Below are 18070 nucleotides of genomic sequence, written 5' to 3' on the forward strand. Positions count from 1 at the left end.
CCCGTTCGAAGGGGCGGCCGCAAGGACGGTCGGCGCGGTCGGCGCGGTCGCAACAGAGGGGTCAGCGCCCCTTGCGGCGCCTATTGTTTTCTGGGAGCCCCCCCCCCGAGCTGTTTTTTGCCCTGAGGATTAAAAGGGCAGCTGCAGCCGGCCGCACCAGCAGCAGTTCTCTTTAATTCCCTCGGAAAACCCATCGGTTCACCTTTCTCATGCTTTACGGTGCGCAAAGCGAAGCGACTCGCCTCGCGCATCGCCGGATCCGCACCATCCGAAGCGAATCCCGTATCGCCCTTTTGCGATGTTACGATTTTACGCGAATCATACGATGCCCGACGGCTGCTTGGCGTCACCCTGCCCTACTTTCCTGCTAAACACGAGAGCTTGTCCTCTCGTAGCTCCATCCGATGATCCTTCCCGCTATTTGGCGTGTCGACCCCTCGCAAGACGGCGCATGCGCCCGAAGGCTACTACCGAAATGCCCGCCCCAAGTGCTGTTGCCACCAAAAGGACGACCACCCACCAACCCTGCGGATCGCCCGTCTGCGGAAGATGGATTAGCGTTTGGAACCAACTGGAACCGCCTCTGCCATTGGCCGCACTCGCGCCATCCGTCGCGGGGAGAATAGCCTGCTTCTCGCGATCGTAACCGCAAACCGAGCACACCTCGTGACGACGCCCATCATCGGCCATCACCTCGCGGAACTCATGAGCCCCCGCAGCCGCCTTGACGTTGCAGACAGTGCACTCGCGCCAGTGCCCCGCCGCATCGGCCTTCCAACCGCCGAACACGTGCCCCACCGACGGGATGGGCGTCGCATATCTCGTTGCGCCGCAATGCTTGCAATGATTCGATTTCAGACCGTCCTCAACGCAGGTAACGGGCTTGTCTACCGTGAAATTCGCCTCCCACTCGTGGGGAAGAACATCGAGCGGCCGTCTTTCAACGGCGTCACACGTAGTGCAGGTGCGCTTTTCGGTTCCTTGCTGAACGCAGGTCGAAGGAGTTTCGACAGCCCAGTCGCCCCAAACATGCTCCTGATACCCCCATGCCGCGTACACCGTTACATCGGCATCGACAAGCTCCACGCTATTAACATAGGCGTGGGAGGCCGCTCCATCGCGAGCCATGCCCTCATCGGCAGAGGTGGGCGCCGCCTCATGATCGAAGATGCCGTCGACACGACTGAGCGTCCAGCCGAGGAACACCACTTCCTTGCCGTTCAGGCCGCTGTGAGTGGGCCGAGCACTGCCGAGAGATACCGTGTCGCCGGCAAGATGAAGCCCCTCATCAACGGGAAGCCCCTTAACTGTACCATTTTCCTGAGCGTTTCCGTCGTAGATGATCTTGTATGACGTTTCGGAGAAATCAGGTACTCCGCTATTGTTGCGGTCCTGTGCCCATACGGCATAGAGAGTAAGGTCTTCCGTTCCCATGATAATTTTGCCCGAGACCAGCGCCTTCTTTGCTTCATCTCGCTGCTCCGCTGTAAAGGCATCTTCGTGCTTAGCCCGACTCCAACCTGCGAAGATTTCTGTGATGCCGTCGGGATTTCTGGGCTGCCGGCTGAAGCCCGTATCCGACGTCAACGGAACCGGCGTGCCCTTCCTGATGTCGGTCTGGCCTGCCGGGGCAGAGCCAACGCCGCCATTCAAATCGTAGGAAAGCGAGTAGGTCTCCAATACGTCGGCGACATTGTTCCTGTTGTCGTCATAGCCCCAAGCGGCATAGACGGTTTTATCGGCATCGTCGAACGCAACGCTCGTTACCAAGGTCGGCTCGTCATCGCTGCGGCTCAGGATCTTGGCGGGCCGCTCCGTCCAACCAAGGAAAGCGATGCTCTTGCCGTCGGCAGAGTGATAGATTGGCGTAGCGGTGCTGAGCGTGACGGTTTCACTCGTCAGATGGATTTCGCTATCGCTGGGCAAGCCTTCGATCGACCCTCCCGACTGCGCGTTGCCGTCATAATTGATCTTGTACTGCGGCTCTTGATAGTCCGCCACGTGGTTGCCGTTGCGGTCGGCAGCCCAAACGGCATACAACGTTCTGTCCGCCGTATCGAAAATGACGCTCGTGCCTGTGATGAGAGCCTGCTTGAGCTCCTCCTTCTGGGCCGCCGTGAAGGCATCCTCGTGTTCCGTGGCGCTCCATCCGACGAAAAGCTCATTGGCGTTGCGACGGAAACCTGCCTCCGTGGTCAGCTTGACTTCACTGCCTTTCGCGATATTGCTCACTTGCGCTGGAGGCGTTCCGCTGCCTCCGTTAAGATCGTAGATGAGAGAGTACGTTTCCAGCGCATCGGCCACGCCATCGTCGTCTTCGTCATAGCCCCAGGCAGCGTAGACTGTCTTGTCAGCAGCTCCAAAGGTGACTTCGGTAACCGTAGCCGGCGCCTCATCGGCACGGCCGAAAATTGAATTCGTTTGCGTTTCGGTCCAACCGATGAAAACCACTTTCTTGCCATCTACATCGCTATGCGTGGGCTTGGCGTCGCTCAAGGTCACCTTGTCGGAGGGGATGTGCGCTCCGCTGATCGTGGGCATCGCGCCAACCGTGTCACCGTCTCTAGCGTTGGCTTCATAGGTCAGCTGATATTCTTCTGTGTAGTCAGCTACTTTGTTCCCGTTGCGATCGGCGGCCCAGACGGCGTAGACGTTGGTATTGCCATCTGCATCGGCGTACTTGCTCGTATCTTTAGCGTCATCCGCAGAAACGTCGGCGCCTGGCTTTGACAGCATCGTCACCTCTGTCACGATGCTGTCTTTCAAGTCATCGTGATCCGCCTTGGTTTTTATCACACGGTCAAGGATCGGCGTAGTGCTCCAGCCGACAAAGATGTTGGTACCGTAAGTAAAGGTATGGTTTTTTACCTCAGCGGCAGCACTCGATGCGTCGTCATCATGCCCCAGGCTTTTACCGGAAACCGCACCGTTGGTGGAGAGCTGTTCCTTTGCCCCTATCACATGATGGTGGGGACAGATGATGTCGGTATAGTCACCATTGTTGCCGTGATAACGGACATGGACGGCATCGTCGTTGTAATCCGGATTGCTGTTACCATTGGCATCCATCGCATAGACGGCATAAAGGTGGACGTCATGATCGGGCATGTCATGCTGATCCGTAGAGATGATCTTGCCGATGGTTTCTTGAGTCGCATCCTCCTGAAGAACGTCCGCGATTTTCTCCAGGCTCCAGCCGACAAAGATCGTCTTCTCTCCCTTGTTCAGACTGCTGGTGCCCGTATAATTTGGCGAAACCTTCTCGCCTTCAACATGCTGCGTGGTTTCCGGAGCACCCGCTCCGGTTCCGCCGTTCAAGTCATAGGTCACCGAGTAGAGCTTCTTCACCTCGGCAGCAAAGGTCTTGTCATCCGCATTGATTACCTGCTCCTTCAACTGGTCAGTGGTATACGTGGTGGCTTCGTCTGTCCAGTTCCCCGTGAATCTCCAGCCACTCGAGGCCGTAACCGTCGGAATGCCCTCCTTCAGCGCATCGTTGTGCCACACCTTGGTTGAAGAGGCGCTCAGCGTTGCGTTTTCTGCACTAAAGGAAACAGTATGGGGTTGCTGAAGACCAATCGCCAGATCGGCGGTGCCTTTGCCTGTTCCTTTTTCAAGCGTCACCGTGGCCGTAGCGGTCGTCTCGTCATCACCCAGACCAAACGCCCCTCCACTTTCTGGTAGAGAAAACTTCAGCGGATTATCGCCGTTGGCATCGCTGCTGCCGGGGTTGGCAACAATCACATGGTAGGTATCTGCCCGCCGGCCCGTGAATTTAAACACACCCGTTTCGGTAATTGTCTCGTGGCTTTCGGTGTCGTCGGCGCCAACTCCATTCTGATGAGGTGCACTTACTTTAATCTTACCGGTATAGAGATCATCCGCGTCTTCCGTATAGACGCCATCGAAGTCTTTATCAATAAAGACCTTCCCTTCAATAACGCCCGTCTGGAACTCAACTTGAATGCGTGACAAGGGGTTGTGCCCCTGATTGAGCGTGCTGCCCACGGAATAGGGAGACACGCCGCAAGGCCCAAAGTTGACCACGCTGCCCACAAGATCGGCGCTGCTGTCAAACTTTGGACTCAGACGCAGGTTAACTTTTAGATCCGCATCCTCCGGAATGCTTTCGGTATCACTCGTAGCCGCGATGCGAATCATTTTCACATCGCCCCAATTGGTAATTTTTTCTGCCGTAACATAGTTATCATTCGTAACAGTACTATAGTGAAAAGAATCTCCAGGGGCTGCGCTTGCATCAACCTTGGTGCTGTACGTTACCTGAATATGATTGCGGACTGCAGATGCACCGCTGAGCGTCGGTTCTCCCGTCAGCATCATGTCAAAGTCAAATGCCTTATCTTGCATATGACTATCCCAGAAATCCCCCTCTTTGGGCACCGGAATAAAGTAATAAAAGGCCTGCGCGTCGTCCTTGGAAAAAACTCGTCCAGTTTCATTCTTGAGGGTAAAAAGCATGTCCACAACATGATCCGCATCTTTGAGATAGACCTTGTCGCCCTTTTCCTCGAAGTTTGAGTAGTCGCCTGCGTCATAGTCTGGTTCCGTGTTTGACTTGTCCAGCATTCTTGCGCCGAAGGTGAAGGTCAAGCCCAGCCGGGCCGCCACCACCGAGAGCTTCGCGCCCTTTGCGTTGACGTTGAAGGTGCTGTACCGCACCCTATCATCCATAACCTGATATTGGGCCAGGGTGCCGTTGTTGGATGTGGAGGTCAGGGATGCGCTCTTGAACCGTACGCAGTCCCGCATATCCAAGGTCATGGCATCGGCGTCCTTGGCGATCTCCATATCAAAGGAAATCCCGATCTGGTACTGCCCCAGCCCGTCGGTGAACCAGCCAACCTTTGCGGGGTTATCCGCGTCCATAAAGGTGATCTTGTACAGCTTATAGCCGGTTTCGGCAGCAGATGTTACCTCCACAAAGCTGTATGAGTCTTTGGCAATCTCGGTCCTTTGGGGACTCGTTACCGTCTCCGTAACCGCGTCGAGGAGGAAAACCTTATCCGCCATTCTTCCAACCTCTTGGTATAGCTTGAGGTTTTTGACCGTGATCTTTTCCGGCAGACGGATATAGATTTCCTGATCCGTTGTAATATTGTTGGAAGAATAAGGATAAGCGGACGAGCTGAGCAGACCGTTGAAGGTAATGGTCTCTCCCGCTGTTGCGGAGGTCTTGCTCAGGATCGGCACCCGCTCCAAGGAATTCTCCTCGTACGCCTGCTCCATGGCCAAGGGGATCTCGCCCCTTGTGTTTGTGACCTTTACGGTATAGTTGCCCGATTTGGCCGTGCTATCACCTGAACCGGTATCGTACATTTTCATGGAAGCAAAGTTGGAATACGTAGCCTCGTCTGCGGTCAGCAGCTTGCCGAAGGTGGTAGCATATCCCGACGTGGGATCCTGATCACGGGAGGACACATAGCCCACGTAGTCCTTCTCATAGCTGCCTACGTTGGCCTTGATCTTGGTGAAATACTCGCCCTTGCCAAGTCCTGCCATCTGGGTGGTAAAGGCGACAAAGCCGCCGCTGCTGATGAGGGTGCCGTTGTACTTTTGTTCGGTTGGGTTCGTTGTCGTCGTGTACCAGACTTCCACAACATTGCCCGTGGTTGCAGGAATCTTCTGGGCGGTGACGCCGATTTTATCATTGTTTCCATAGGTGAATTCCACCGTCTTATTGGCGCTCACGGCGCCGCCCTGGTTGACCACATGGAACTGTCCCAGATAATAGATAATATTGGAATCGCTTGCGTAATTATTATAGATTGGCTGATTGTTGGCTTTTCCATTCACGCTCATGCTCTCTCCTGCTTGAGCAGTGAAGCTGAGCGTAGTGCAGTCGCCATTATAGAGATACCACGTACTGTCATCCTGCCAGGTGATCGTTCCGCCCACTGCGGAGGCATCGCCAGTAGTGGGCGTCTTCCCCTCGTAGCATCCGGGGGCTGTCTTACCGGTGTTGAGAATCGAATCGCTGCCCCACCTGACGGCATTTGTAGTTGTGATGTCACAATCGGACGTCCACTTAAAATAGGGGGTAAAGTAATCCTGCGCATACTCCAGGTACAAGTTTTCCCAGGTCAGTTTAACAGTGTGATTGGCATCGTCTACCGTCTTTGTGAAGTTAAAGCCGTCCTTATAGCTATCGTCACCACCCTTGTGGTTTTCCGGATCCAGCAGGTTGAGCCTGGTAGACTCTCCCGCAGGATCCCAGGTGATATGATCGAGTTTCGCATAAATATTGTTGCCATTTTCTGTGTAGTATGGCAAGGCAATGGTGAGCTCCAGCTTCTTAAAGAACTGGGGCATATCGATGTAGTCCTTGTCCGGGTTTATCCAGATTTGCCGCAGGGCAAAGGGCTGATTCGCCGCCGTGGGTACACCAGTCTTCACGCCAATCCGGGACAGTCTGGGGCCGGTCTGGATCGCTCTGTTGTCACTAGGCGTATCATTGTATTTGCCCGTAATCTTTGGAGTGGCAGAGATTGTCTGATATGTTCGATCGCCTGTGTAGACTTCGATTTTGAGCGAATCCTTAAGCTCCTGCTCCTTTGTTCTGTTCCAGAGAACGGTGTCCGGGGCCAGAACGACATTAAAGCTGTTCTTTTCCGCCGTATTTTTGAGAGAATAGGTGATGGTGCCATTTGTGGGGTGGTAGCCGCCGTAGTTGTTCACACTGTGCAGCTGGTCAATGCTTTCAGGCGTTACGCTCTCCGCCATGTCACCCCGCTCGGGGATGGGGTACTCCACCACGGTCAGCCCGTCGGGCACGGTGATCTCCACCTTTTTATTCGCCAGATTCAACTCGCTTTCCACCTCAATGTGCAGGGTGAATTGCTTGTTGAAGTCGACGGAGAAGGAGCTATCATTTGCCAAATTTTGATCGAGTACACCTTCTACCTTAATCAGGGCAGTCGTAATTCGCATTCCCTCAACCGCTCTCTGACCTCCAGATCGGGCGGCTAGGAGATTGGCACCCCGGCTCGCAATCTCCTTCAGGGCGGCATCGCTCCCACCTTCGGCAGCCACCTGCCAGAGCGCGTCGTCCTCAGCAGGAACAAGGCTGGAAGGCGCGGCGCTCAACGAGGCGGTATCCTGCAGGACGTCCACCACATCGAACCCGTCCGAACCCCCAGTAGCCGCAAGGGCGCTCGACACACCGCAAACACCCGCCAGCAACAAGCCCGCCGCCAGGGCCACCGTCCGATTCCTCAGCTGCTCTTTGCGCCTTTGGCGGCGCTTTTCCATCAAGCTTTCCTTGCCATGATATTCGAAACGAGAAACCATAAGACCGTTCCTTCTCGCACGTATTTCGCTCTCTCAAAAACCCTTCGATTTTATCAAGAACAGATTCGGCATAAGTGGAGGTTAAGCCTGATAAAACACTCATATTGGTTTCAAAACGGACACAAAAATGAATCCCTTTTCCAGGGGCTCGAAAGCCGTCTCATGCCGCGGCCTCTTTCTTGACAAAAAAACTTCCAACGGATAGGCTCGGCCCCAGGTTTGCTACATTGTCTTCCACGAGCAAATTGCAGAGCCCGAGACCAAACCCGCAGGAAGCATATCCAGCGGGCCAGAAAATGCCCGTCTAACAAAAACGGATACTTGGGCTTTTCTCGACCAAAAGACATGGTTTGCTTATTTCAAGGGAGGGGATCGTGCAAATCAATCTGAAGGCCCATAGGGTCAACCGGAAACAGGCAGCGCAGATAGCCCTACTCGATGCCATCATCTGGCTCTGGCTGCATCAAATTAATTACGACAGCCTTTTCACCGTATCCTTTATCGACTCTGTTGCAACGCCCGCCATACCAGGCCCACTCATCGGCATCGCCTTGGTCATAGGCATAGGCCGGGCGCGATGGGATCGCATCCCCAAAGCCATTCGCATCGGCGGCGCCCTTGCGGCCACGTTCACGACCCTCGGCTTGGCCCTAGAGCCCCACATGCCCATCTCCAGTGCCACACTGCATGCGACGCTCATTCTTTCCTTGACCGTGGCTTGCACTTTCGCCGCATTGCTTCGACTGGAGACCTTGGCGAAATGCGATGACTTTTCCACGCTATCGGTGGCGCTGTCCGGCTCGCTGCTGCTTTTCTACCTGTTAAACCTGGGGCTCTTGCTCGTGCCGCGAGCCGTATACGACGCTTGCATCATAGCCGCACCCCTCGTCATGCTCGCAGGCGCAAACAACCCCGCACCAAGTTCCACACGCCTGGGGCCTCTGCCCAAGAAGGTACGCCTGTCCTCGCCTATCGTCGTACCGTGCCTCGTCGGTCTCGCAACCGGTTTGGTGGTGGCACTCGGCACGGTATCCATGGCCACCTCCCCCTCGGAGCTGTTCACTCGCCCCGCACCGCTGTTCCTCATCTCGCAGCTGCTCTTCCTGCTGCTCGGCATTATCACGGCGTTCGGCCTCGATTTGCGGAAGGCCACCTACTTCGCCCTCATTAACCTATGCTGGGGCCTCGGCATTGCGATCGGGCTGATCGGCCGTGAGCATTTCATCCCGCTGCCAGACCCTATTCTCGTTGATCTGTCTTCCTTCGTGTGCCTTCTCACCCTTGTGGGGTTCTTCGCCTTCTCGGGGATATGGGTGAACACTCTGGGACGCGCGGCAAGCATGAGTCGCGAATCGGCCGTAGAGGACGTAGCTCGAAAGGCAGGCCTCACCAAAAGGGAGACCGAAGTGGCGTCCCTTCTCCTAGAGGGACGAAGCCTGCGCATTGTGCAGCAAGAGCTGTTCATCTCGGAGGGCACGGCCCGCACCCACGCGAAGCGCATCTACGCGAAACTCGGCATCCACTCCAAACAGGAGCTTATCGACTACTTCAAGCAGAACCTCCCTCATTAGCAAAAGGAATGCTCCCCATTAAAGCGCCTTCCTTCCGTTGATAAAGGAGGCGGCTTCGCCGAAGCGAAGCCGCCAAAGGGAAGGGTATGGGCTGGCAGCGTAGGGAGGGATCCGCTGCCAGCAGAAGTTGGCTTAAGCCTTGGCGGCCAGGACGTGGTTCACGGCCACCCAGCTCATGACGGCGCCCGAACCCAGGCTGATGCCGCCGTGCACGTACGTTCCACCCGATACGCCGGAGGAGCAGTTGCCCACGGCGTACAGGTGCTCGATGGGCTCGCCGTTCACGTTCACGACCTGAGCGTTCTCGTTAATGGTGAGACCGCCGGCGGTGCCGCAGGTGCCGGGCACATACACGGCGCCGTAGAACGGGCCCGTGGCCAGCGGCGCGAGCACCGGGTTCGCCAGATCGGTTCGGCTACCGGCCATAACGCCGGTGGTGTTGATGTCCAGGTGCTTCTCGCCGCGATGGTACACCGGGTCAACGCCCTTGGCAGCGTTCTCGTTGAAGGTCGCAATCTCGGCAGCGAGGCCAGCCGCGTCGATACCCAGCTTCTCGGCGAGCTCTTCCAGAGTGTCGGCCTTCACGAAATGCGCCGGCACCTCCGACGGGTCGGAAGCTTCTCCGCCGTAGGTCTCGTTGAAGTAGCTGTCCTCGCCATCGCCCACGGCGCCTACCGTGTGGCCGGGAAGCGAGTAGGTAGCCCAGCAGGCAGCATCGCAAATGAAGTAGGCGGGGATGTTCACATGGCCCGGCTCGCCCGTGTCATAGTAGGCGAACGCCTGGTTGAACAGGTCGTAGGGACATCTGATCCCACATCTGAGCAGCCGAGAGCGAACCGCTGGCGTCGGCGGCGCCGAGGCTGCCGCGACCCATGGGAATCCAGCCATCCATGGGCTCGTAGTAATCGCCGAATAGCGGCGAGGCTGCGAACTTCCAGCCCATCTCCTCAGAAATCCAGTCGATGAAGGTGCTGCCGTTATCGATGAACGAGTTGAGCACAGCCTGATCGACGCGACCGTCGGTGGCGTTGGTGAAGTACTTGACCACCTCTTCCTTGCTGTCGGTGATGCCGGCGTCGGTGGCGGCGTAGGTCAGCGGCACAGCCAGGCCGCCGCCCGAGGTAGCGGCAGTGCCGCCCCACATGGTTCCCTTCTCGACAAGGCACACCGATTCGGCGCCCTTGGCCGCGGCGACCAGAGCCGCGAACGCACCGGTGCCCGAGCCGATGACGAGCACGTCTACTTCCTTATCCCAAGCAACATCGGCGCCGGCGCTCGCCTTCGCGCTCGCGCCCTTTTCCGCGCCCGTCGAGGGGGCACAACCCGTCAGTGCAGCAGCACCTCCCAGCGCCAGACCAGAGAGAGCAGCCGTCTTCAAGAAGTCGCGACGACCCATTCCCTTGATTTCTCCCATTACTTCCTCCTTTCGGCGAACCAGCGTCCCTGCCGGTTCGGTCACCCCTGCATCGTAAGGACATTGGCGCCTCGCCGTCAGTCTCACGAAAGCGGCGATATGTCCTAAAGCACTCATCCGAAAGGTATGATTTTAGGGAAAATGGCCGATCAGAACCAAAAATGAGAAACGCAGCGACAGCCTATCCCGTCACTCGCTACTCTGCCGCCAGCTTATAGCCAACGCGCCAGACAGTGAGCAGATATCGCGGCTCGCTGGGATTGTTCTCAATCTTTTCGCGGATCTTGCGCATGAACACCGTGATGGAGTTCTCATCCACCTCCGCCGTCTCGCCCCACAGGTGCTCGTAGATGCGGCGTCGCGTGAACACCTCTCCGGGGCTTTCGGCCAAAAGCGCAAGTATTTCAAATTCCTTAGCCGTCAGAGGAACTGTCTCGCCGTGCAAATGCACTTCGTAGCGATCGAAGAACACTTCCAGATCTCCTATGCGGCACGGTTCGCGGCGCGCCAGCTCGCTGGCATCGGTTGAATTTTTGCGCGCATGTTCGATGTCGCCGCGGTGACGCCGCACGTGAGCGTCGATGCGCAGCAGCAGCTCATCGGCGATGAAGGGCTTGGTCACGTAGTCATCGGCACCGGCCTTGAAACCCGTGCTCTTGTCTACGATGTCGTTTTTCGCCGTGAGAAAGATAACGGGAATGCGACGTCCCTCCTCGCGCATTTGCTGGCAGACGTCGAAGCCATTCATGCCGGGCATCATCACGTCGAGAAGCAACAGATCGGGGTGCTCGTCATCCAACAGCCGAAGCCCCTCTCGCCCGCCAAGAGCCCCGCAGAACTCGTAGCCCGCTTCTTCTACGACGGCTCGAAGACTTTCGTGAATGCCCGGATCGTCGTCGATAAGCATCACTTTGATGGGTCGATTCATGATTGTTCCCCCTTCGGAAGGTCTTCGCCACTAGGCCCGCTACCAGATTTCTCGTCCTTCTCTGCCGTTTCTCGCGAAACCGGGCCAGACACAGGGATGCGCACGACAAAGGAAGCTCCCTGGCCCAGCTCGCTTTCCACGCTCACAGAGCCCCCGTGCATCTCGGCGTACTCGCGCACGATGGCGAGTCCCAATCCCGTACCGTTGTAGCGCCGGGTGGATGAGGAATCCACCTGCACGAACTTCTCGAAGATACGTTCCTGATCTGCGGCATCTATGCCGATGCCGCTATCAGCCACCGTAAGCCATACCTCATCGACAGCGTCTTTTGAGCTGGCAGGGTGGAAAGCGGCCCCAAGATGCACGGTACCCCCGTCAGGCGTAAATTTCACCGCGTTGCCGCACAAATTCTGTAGCACGTGGACGAGCTTGTCGAAATCGCCCTGCACGAGCGGCACGTCCGGAGCCACCTCGTTCGTGAACTCCAAATGCTCCTTAGCCGCCAGGGGCCCTACCGTGGCGCGCACGATGCCCACCACATCGCCGACGTCCACCACTTCCAGACTCAGCTTCACGCGACCGGCATCAAGACGACTCATCTCCAGGATGTCGTTGATCATCAGCATGAGCGCCTGGGAGTTAGCTTCGATGCCCGCCAAGGCCTTAGCCTCGTTCTCGTCAGCTCCTGCACGATGCTTGCTCAGCAGATCGGCAAAGGCCACGATGGAAGTGAGCGGCGTGCGCAGCTCATGGCTCACCATAGAGAGGAAGTCGCTCTTGTACTGATTCTCATCCACCAGCTGAGCGTTGACCGCTTCCAGCTGGCGGCGCTGCTGCTCGAGCACCTCGTTAGCCTGCTGCAGCTGAGCCGTCCGATCAGCCACCTCGTCTTCAAGTCCTGCGTAAACATCAGCAAGCTCGTGGGCCATGTCGTTGAAGGCCGTCGTGAGCGAACTCATTTCTTGGGACGATTCGCTATAGCTGAGACGCACATCAAGATTGCCTTCTGACACCTCGTCCACACCGGAACGAATTTTGCCCAAAGGCCGTGTGACCAAATAGGTCAGCGCCACATACACCACGACCAAGCACACCGCCAGCATGACGGCGAAGAACAGGACATCTTGAGCAATGGAATCGCGCTCATTGGCCTGGTACACGTCGAGCGGCATAATGATGCTGATGGCGCCACCGATATCCCCCATTTTCCACCCCTCTTTGGGAGTGCCGGTCACGTCCAGCTCCCCAGCCGGTTCGCCATGGCACTGCAGGCAGGCCTCATCTATGGTCATGGGAGCCACATATCGAAAGACTTGGTGTCCCTCATAGTCGGTAAAGCCGTAGTAGTCGGCACGACTTGCATCGTCGTGGAACGCGGAGAGCGCGGCCGCCTCGTAGCCATCGGGCTCACCAGCTTTATTGCGCGGATTGAAATTCACGAACCGCGTCGTGTAATCGGAATGCATCGTGAAAGACTGACCGATGATGCGACCAGCAATGGCGCAGTGAAGCCCTTGGTACACGCCATCTTCCGTGAAGGCCACTTGGGCCAGGCGGTCTTGATTGGCCACCATGAATTCCCAGACGGCATCCATTTGCTGAGCGAGGGCGCGCGCCTGCTCCCGCAACTCGTTTTCCATTTGGGCATGCTTGTTTGCGGAAGTCCAAACCAAGTTCGCACCGAGCGACACCGCCAGCAGCACGGCGATCAGGCAGAGAAATTTGGTTTTCAGCTTCACTTTCGCCCCCCTTCCACCTTCGACCAGTGTAGCGCGGAAAGCCGGACCGTACGACGGGAGGGAGGTCGCACGGCCCGGCTCGGCGGAAAGGTGGCTACAGAACGAGCTGCTTCAGCTCGCCGGCAAAGGCCGCCTGACGGGCATCGATAACCACCGAGGGATCGGTGGTGGGCTCGGGCAGCACCGAGATCTGGTTCACCCCGTCAGGATGAGCAGCGCGCAATTCCTCGATAGGCCCGAAATCGAGTGCGCGCATGGGGCAAGCCGCCACGCAAGCCGGCTTCTCCCCTGCCGAGCGAAGATCGATGCATCCGTCGCAACGATGCACGACGTTCAACTCCTCGATGAGCACCGGGTGTCCATAGGGGCAAGCCTTCACGCAGTAGCCGCAGCCGATGCACGCTTCATCGTCATGCTGCACCGTGCCGTCTTCCTCGTTGATGTAAGTGGCGCCAGCAGGACACACTTCCACACAGGCCGGAGTATGGCAGTGGTTGCAGGCCCCGGAGTAGTGGAAAGTGGCGGGAGCGGGGAATTCCCCCACTTCGAAGCTTTCCACCCGGCGAAAGAGGTAGCCTACTTCCAGGTCGTTCTTATCCTTGCAGGCCACCTGACACGTACGGCAGCCTATGCACATCTGCTGGTTGAAATAGAATCCCTGCGGGTTCTTGTTCTCTTTCACGTCGGCCATAGGTTACTCACCATCCTTGCAGACAATGCGAAGCGGCTGCTCGGCATCGGGAGCCAAAGCCTCGCCCGTGTACTTCTCAATCTTGCAGAGCGCGGAATTGTAGCCCGACACGCCCTGACCGTTGGGGGCGGGGCCCGTCAGGCAGTTGTCAGCGCCGGCCACATCGATACCAGTCTCTTCGTCCACGGCCACCCACGCGCCGTGAGGCAGAGCCACCACGCCGGGCATGAGGCCCGCATACACGCAGGCGTTGCGCACGCACTGGCCGTAGGGGCTCGAGACGAGCACCGTGTCGCCGTCGGACACCCCGGCCGCATCGGCGTCGGCAGTGCTGATGAACACCGGGTTCGTCCACGCCTCGCGCAACCAGCCGATATTGTCGAACACCGAGTGAGCACGACGCAGATAGTGGGGGTTCATCACCTGCAGGGGATACTCAGCCCCGGACGCGGAGGCGTCCTCGTAGCCGTTGGTCACCTTCACATAGGTGGGAATGGGGGTCACCGTGTCCCAACCCATGGCCGAGAACGTGTCCGCAAGCGTCTGGCTGTATATCTCCAGCTTACCGGAGGGCGTTTCCAGCGGATTAGCCTCGGGGTCTTCCACAAAGTCCTTGAAAGCAATATAGCCGTAGTTGTCGTCGGGAGTGCGCTTGACCTGATACACGCCGAGCTGCTTGAGCTCCTGATAGGCCAGCTTGCCCTCCTGGGGCTCGCCTTCCACGCCCAGCTCGTCGATGTCTTCCTGGGTGATGCCCACGGCCGGCACATAGGTTTTGCCGTCCTCGTCGCACACCTCCATGGAAGCCAGCTGATTGAAATACTGCTGCTTCACATCGAAGGGGTACACATCAGCGCGCGCGATGCCCAGCTTCTCGGCTAGCTCGCAGGCAATGTCCTGGTCGGACTTTGCCTCGTACAAGGGGTCGATGATCTGCTGATAGGCCACCATCATCTCGCGGTTCGACTTATGGCCGAGCGTGCCGCCGAACAGACCGTCGAAGCGCTCCCACTCGGTGGTGAGGGGCAGGATGATGTCGGCATAGCGGGCGGCCGAGGTAAAGAACTGGGCATGGGCCACCACCATGTCCACCTTGCGATGGGCCTCGATGGCGCGGGCCATGCCCACGTTGGTCTGCAGTTTGTTGCCGCTTGAATGGTAGATGACGTGGATGTCGATATCGCGCTTCTCGGCCGGGTCGTAGTGCTTCGTGCCCGTGAAAGTATAAGTGCCATCGATGACAGCATCCCACACCTCGTTGCCATTGATGTGGTCATCCACGGGGTTCTTGATCTCGGGCAGACCGTCCTTGCCGGCCTTAATGAGAGCCGGCCCGCCATTACCCGAAGTCACATGCATGGTGGAACCCGTCATGTGGCCCGACTTGCCCATGTGGCCGCCCATGGCGCCCACGGTCATGACGAGCTGGGGCAGGTTGTCGGTGTTGTTGACGCGGGCCGAGGCAGCCGACACGAGGAAGCCCACCTTGTGATCCTTGCCCATAGCGCGGGCCAGATTGCGGATGGCCTCGGGCGAGGCACCGCAGATTTCGCTGGCCCATTCCGGCGTTTTCGGCGTGTTGTCGTAGGCGCCCTGCACGTAGTCCTTGAAGTTCGTCTGCTGTTTAGCATCGGACGGCATATGCTCGGCATCGAAGCCCACGGTGCAGCGGTTCAGGAAGTCCCAGTCAATGAGGCCCTCAGCCTCGTCGGCCTCCAGCATGGCGTAGGCCACGCCGAGCAGGAAGGCCATGTCGGTGGCCGGGCGAATGGGAATCCACTCCGCATCCAAGGTGGCCGCCGTCTCGCTGTACATGGGATCAACGACGATGAACTTCGCGCCGGCGGCCTTGGCCTGCCAGTAGTTCCACATTTGGCTGCCCGCAGCGCTCCAGGCCGGGTTCATAGCCATCATGACGATGGTCTCGCAGTTGCGCAGGTCGTAACGGTCGTTGATAGTCTGGTCCTGCATGTTGTCGTGATGGAACCCGATGACGAACGGAGTCTTCGACCAGGAGCCATAGGAGTTGGTGTCCCAGAAGTTCGTGAAGCCGCCGAAGGCGCCCATGGTGCGGGTCATCTCGGGATTCCAACCCTTCAGGAGCAGGATGGAGCGGTTGCCATACTGCTCCTTGGCGCGAGTCAGGCCCTGAGCCACCAGATCGAGCGCCTCGTCCCAGCTCACACGCTCCCACTCGTCCTTGCCGCGCAACTCGCCATTGGGAGCGTCCAAGCTCCAGCCGGCGCGCTTGAGCGGATACTTGATGCGATCCTCGGCGAACACCTGCTTGCGCTGGCTGCGGCCGCGCAGGCACCCGCGCTGCTGCGGATAGTCCGGACTGTCCTCGTGGGTGTCGTCGGTCTTCTGGCGCACGACAACGCCGTCTTGCACAAGCACCTTGTTCAGGCAGCGACCACCGCAGTTGTGCCAGCAGGCCGCCGTCTTCCACTCGCCTGACACGATATCGCGACCGACCGGATGGGCAGCTTCAGCATCTTCACCCGTAGCGGCCAAATCGCTCGTAGCCGGAGCGCAAGCAGTCAGCGAGCTAGCCGCGGCCAAAGCCGTAGCAGCCGTAGTGGCTTTGATAAAGCTGCGGCGAGTCAGATGAGCAGCGTTCCGAGTCGTCGGGTGCGAATCAACGTGGAGCGTCTCTTCATTGCGAGCCATAGGTCCTCCTCTTCTCCCTTACTCAGAAGCACGTTCTCCTCAACGTGTCTACAAGAGTACGAGAACCAGACCCCAATAGCCATTACCGCCATCCGCAATCTTTCTTTCCGAATTATTAATTGCCCCGAGGCCAAGCGTTCTTCGAGCGAGTGCAGATAATCCTCTTTGCCGTAAAAATCTCCGCTGCGGGAGATTATTTCACGAATTTTTCTCCCAAATCAGAATTACCCGTACTCCTCCCCTCCGTAGTTCTAATAGGTCTTTGCAGGGAACCCCTTGCAAACTTAGAGGAACTTAGAAGCTATCATGGAAGAAAATTCTTTCACTCCAAGCGGTAAATCCCGCTGGAAGTCCTTTAATACTCGACCAGGCTGTAGGTGTCGATGGATTGGCGCTGGTGCATGATGCGGTACACCGTATCAGTCTGCCAGCGCCCTGAGGGGCACGACGTAAATGCCCTCTTCCACTTCTCTAGCATACGAGCCAATGCCGGTTATCACACAGAGGAACTCTGGAGGACGCCCCTGCGCTCGTGGGTTTTCTGCAACTTTCTTCCGCAGCCGCCTGAGAGATTTCACCGCATCGGGAACCTTCTCTTCGCTGAGCTTGAACTCGAAGGCGGCCCATCTACCATCCAGGGTCTCTATGACAGCATCGGCCTCTAACCCCGAATCGTCCCGATAGTAGTAAACAGCCGCCGGCATCGAAGGATCCATCGCCTGGGCGTATACCTTGAGATCGCGAATGCAAAGATTCTCGAAAACAAGACCGAAGGTCTGCCCATCCGCGAGGAGGGAATCCGGCGAAAGCAATAGCAGGGCGGCGGCCAACGACGGATCGGCGAAGTAGCGCTTCGGCTTCGTCGCTAGGCGCTTTTTTGAGCGCTTTGGCGGCACCCAGCCCGGCACCTCCTCGACAAGGTAGATCGAGCGAAGAAACTCCAGATACGAGGCGAGCGTCTGCTCGGTTACGAGGGATGATGGATTGTCCTCTCCGCCGTACATATCGCTGATGATGGTCTTGTAGGTTGGAGACTGTCCCAAATTGCGGGCAATCGACAAGCACAACCGACGGGCCACCTCTCCACTCTTGCCATGTTTAGGAGCACTCTTTTCGAAAACAAGACGCAGATATTCTCTTGCAACGAGCTGACCGTTTTCAGCGGAAAGATCGAGGGCTTCGGGCCATCCCCCACGGCAGATCAACTCAGCTAGCTGACGCGTATCGTTTTCAACTTTCGCTGGCTGAAACCGGTGAGCGAATAGACCGCGGAGCGAGACAGAACGTTCAGACTCCCCAGACTCGGCCAAGCTGAAGGGATACATCCTCACAGAGCCAATCCGACCCGCACCACTATGCCTGCTCTGGCCCTCTTGGTCATCGGACGAGATCGGGGTGGACGACCCAGTCAGCAGCCACGCTCCCCTTAACCCCCGCTCGTCATCTATGGCATGACGAACTGCATTCCAAATCGCAGGCGCAAGCTGCCATTCGTCTATAACGTGGGGGCGATCGCCTATGAGCATGAGTTTTGGGTCGGCACGAGCCATGTCCAACTCTTCATCCACATAGCTGACGCTTTGCGCGTGGGCCAAAGCCGTCCACGTCTTTCCGCACCACTTCGTACCAGCCACCTCTACGGCCCCGAAGACCTCGAGATAGCGCTCTATTTGCTCGTCCACAAGACGCGGCAGATATCCATTCTTTACAAGCGTTTTCCGAGGCATGGCCCACGCAACCTTTTCTCTA

At 57.7% G+C, this 18070-nt stretch carries 9 protein-coding genes; 1 reads left to right on the plus strand and 8 read right to left on the minus strand.

Annotated elements, in window-relative coordinates; genetic code table 11:
- Positions 1-417: 417 nt before the first annotated feature.
- Positions 418-7308, minus strand: coding sequence for a hypothetical protein (locus ACW4QM_RS01790; RefSeq protein ID WP_455798143.1), 6891 nt, complete (start codon positions 7306-7308; stop codon positions 418-420).
- A gap of 374 nt (positions 7309-7682) precedes the next feature.
- Between ACW4QM_RS01790 and ACW4QM_RS01795 the strand changes: the two genes are divergently transcribed.
- The gene (locus ACW4QM_RS01795; protein ID WP_114548461.1) at positions 7683-8879 is read left to right on the plus strand and encodes a helix-turn-helix transcriptional regulator; all 1197 of its coding nucleotides are present in this window, start codon (positions 7683-7685) and stop codon (positions 8877-8879) included.
- Positions 8880-9011: 132 nt separating this feature from the next.
- Here the strand turns inward: ACW4QM_RS01795 and ACW4QM_RS01800 are convergent, their stop codons facing one another.
- The 7 genes from ACW4QM_RS01800 to ACW4QM_RS01830 all read right to left on the minus strand — a co-directional run bounded on the left by ACW4QM_RS01800 (position 9012) and on the right by ACW4QM_RS01830 (position 18048).
- Complete coding sequence (locus ACW4QM_RS01800) at positions 9012-9623, minus strand: FAD-binding protein (protein ID WP_198160984.1); 612 nt, start codon at positions 9621-9623, stop codon at positions 9012-9014.
- A 19-nt stretch (positions 9624-9642) separates the two neighbouring features.
- The gene (locus ACW4QM_RS01805) at positions 9643-10293 is read right to left on the minus strand and encodes an FAD-binding protein (protein ID WP_198160983.1); all 651 of its coding nucleotides are present in this window, start codon (positions 10291-10293) and stop codon (positions 9643-9645) included.
- A 196-nt stretch (positions 10294-10489) separates the two neighbouring features.
- A complete protein-coding gene (locus tag ACW4QM_RS01810; protein WP_231699539.1) occupies positions 10490-11221 on the minus strand; it encodes a response regulator transcription factor in 732 nt (243 codons plus the stop codon).
- Positions 11218-12960: an ATP-binding protein gene (locus tag ACW4QM_RS01815; RefSeq protein ID WP_114548464.1), complete on the minus strand. Its 1743-nt coding sequence runs from the start codon at positions 12958-12960 to the stop codon at positions 11218-11220. Before ACW4QM_RS01815 ends, ACW4QM_RS01810 begins: the two co-directional genes overlap by 4 nt.
- A 94-nt stretch (positions 12961-13054) precedes the next feature.
- Complete coding sequence (locus ACW4QM_RS01820) at positions 13055-13651, minus strand: 4Fe-4S dicluster domain-containing protein (protein WP_114548465.1); 597 nt, start codon at positions 13649-13651, stop codon at positions 13055-13057.
- 3 nt (positions 13652-13654) lie between these two features.
- The gene (locus ACW4QM_RS01825; RefSeq protein WP_114548466.1) at positions 13655-16321 is read right to left on the minus strand and encodes a molybdopterin-dependent oxidoreductase; all 2667 of its coding nucleotides are present in this window, start codon (positions 16319-16321) and stop codon (positions 13655-13657) included.
- 419 nt (positions 16322-16740) lie between these two features.
- The gene (locus ACW4QM_RS01830) at positions 16741-18048 is read right to left on the minus strand and encodes an ATP-binding protein (RefSeq protein WP_022741614.1); all 1308 of its coding nucleotides are present in this window, start codon (positions 18046-18048) and stop codon (positions 16741-16743) included.
- Positions 18049-18070: the final 22 nt, after the last annotated feature.

The sequence above is a fragment of the Adlercreutzia sp. CNCM I-6207 genome, assembly GCF_977072305.1.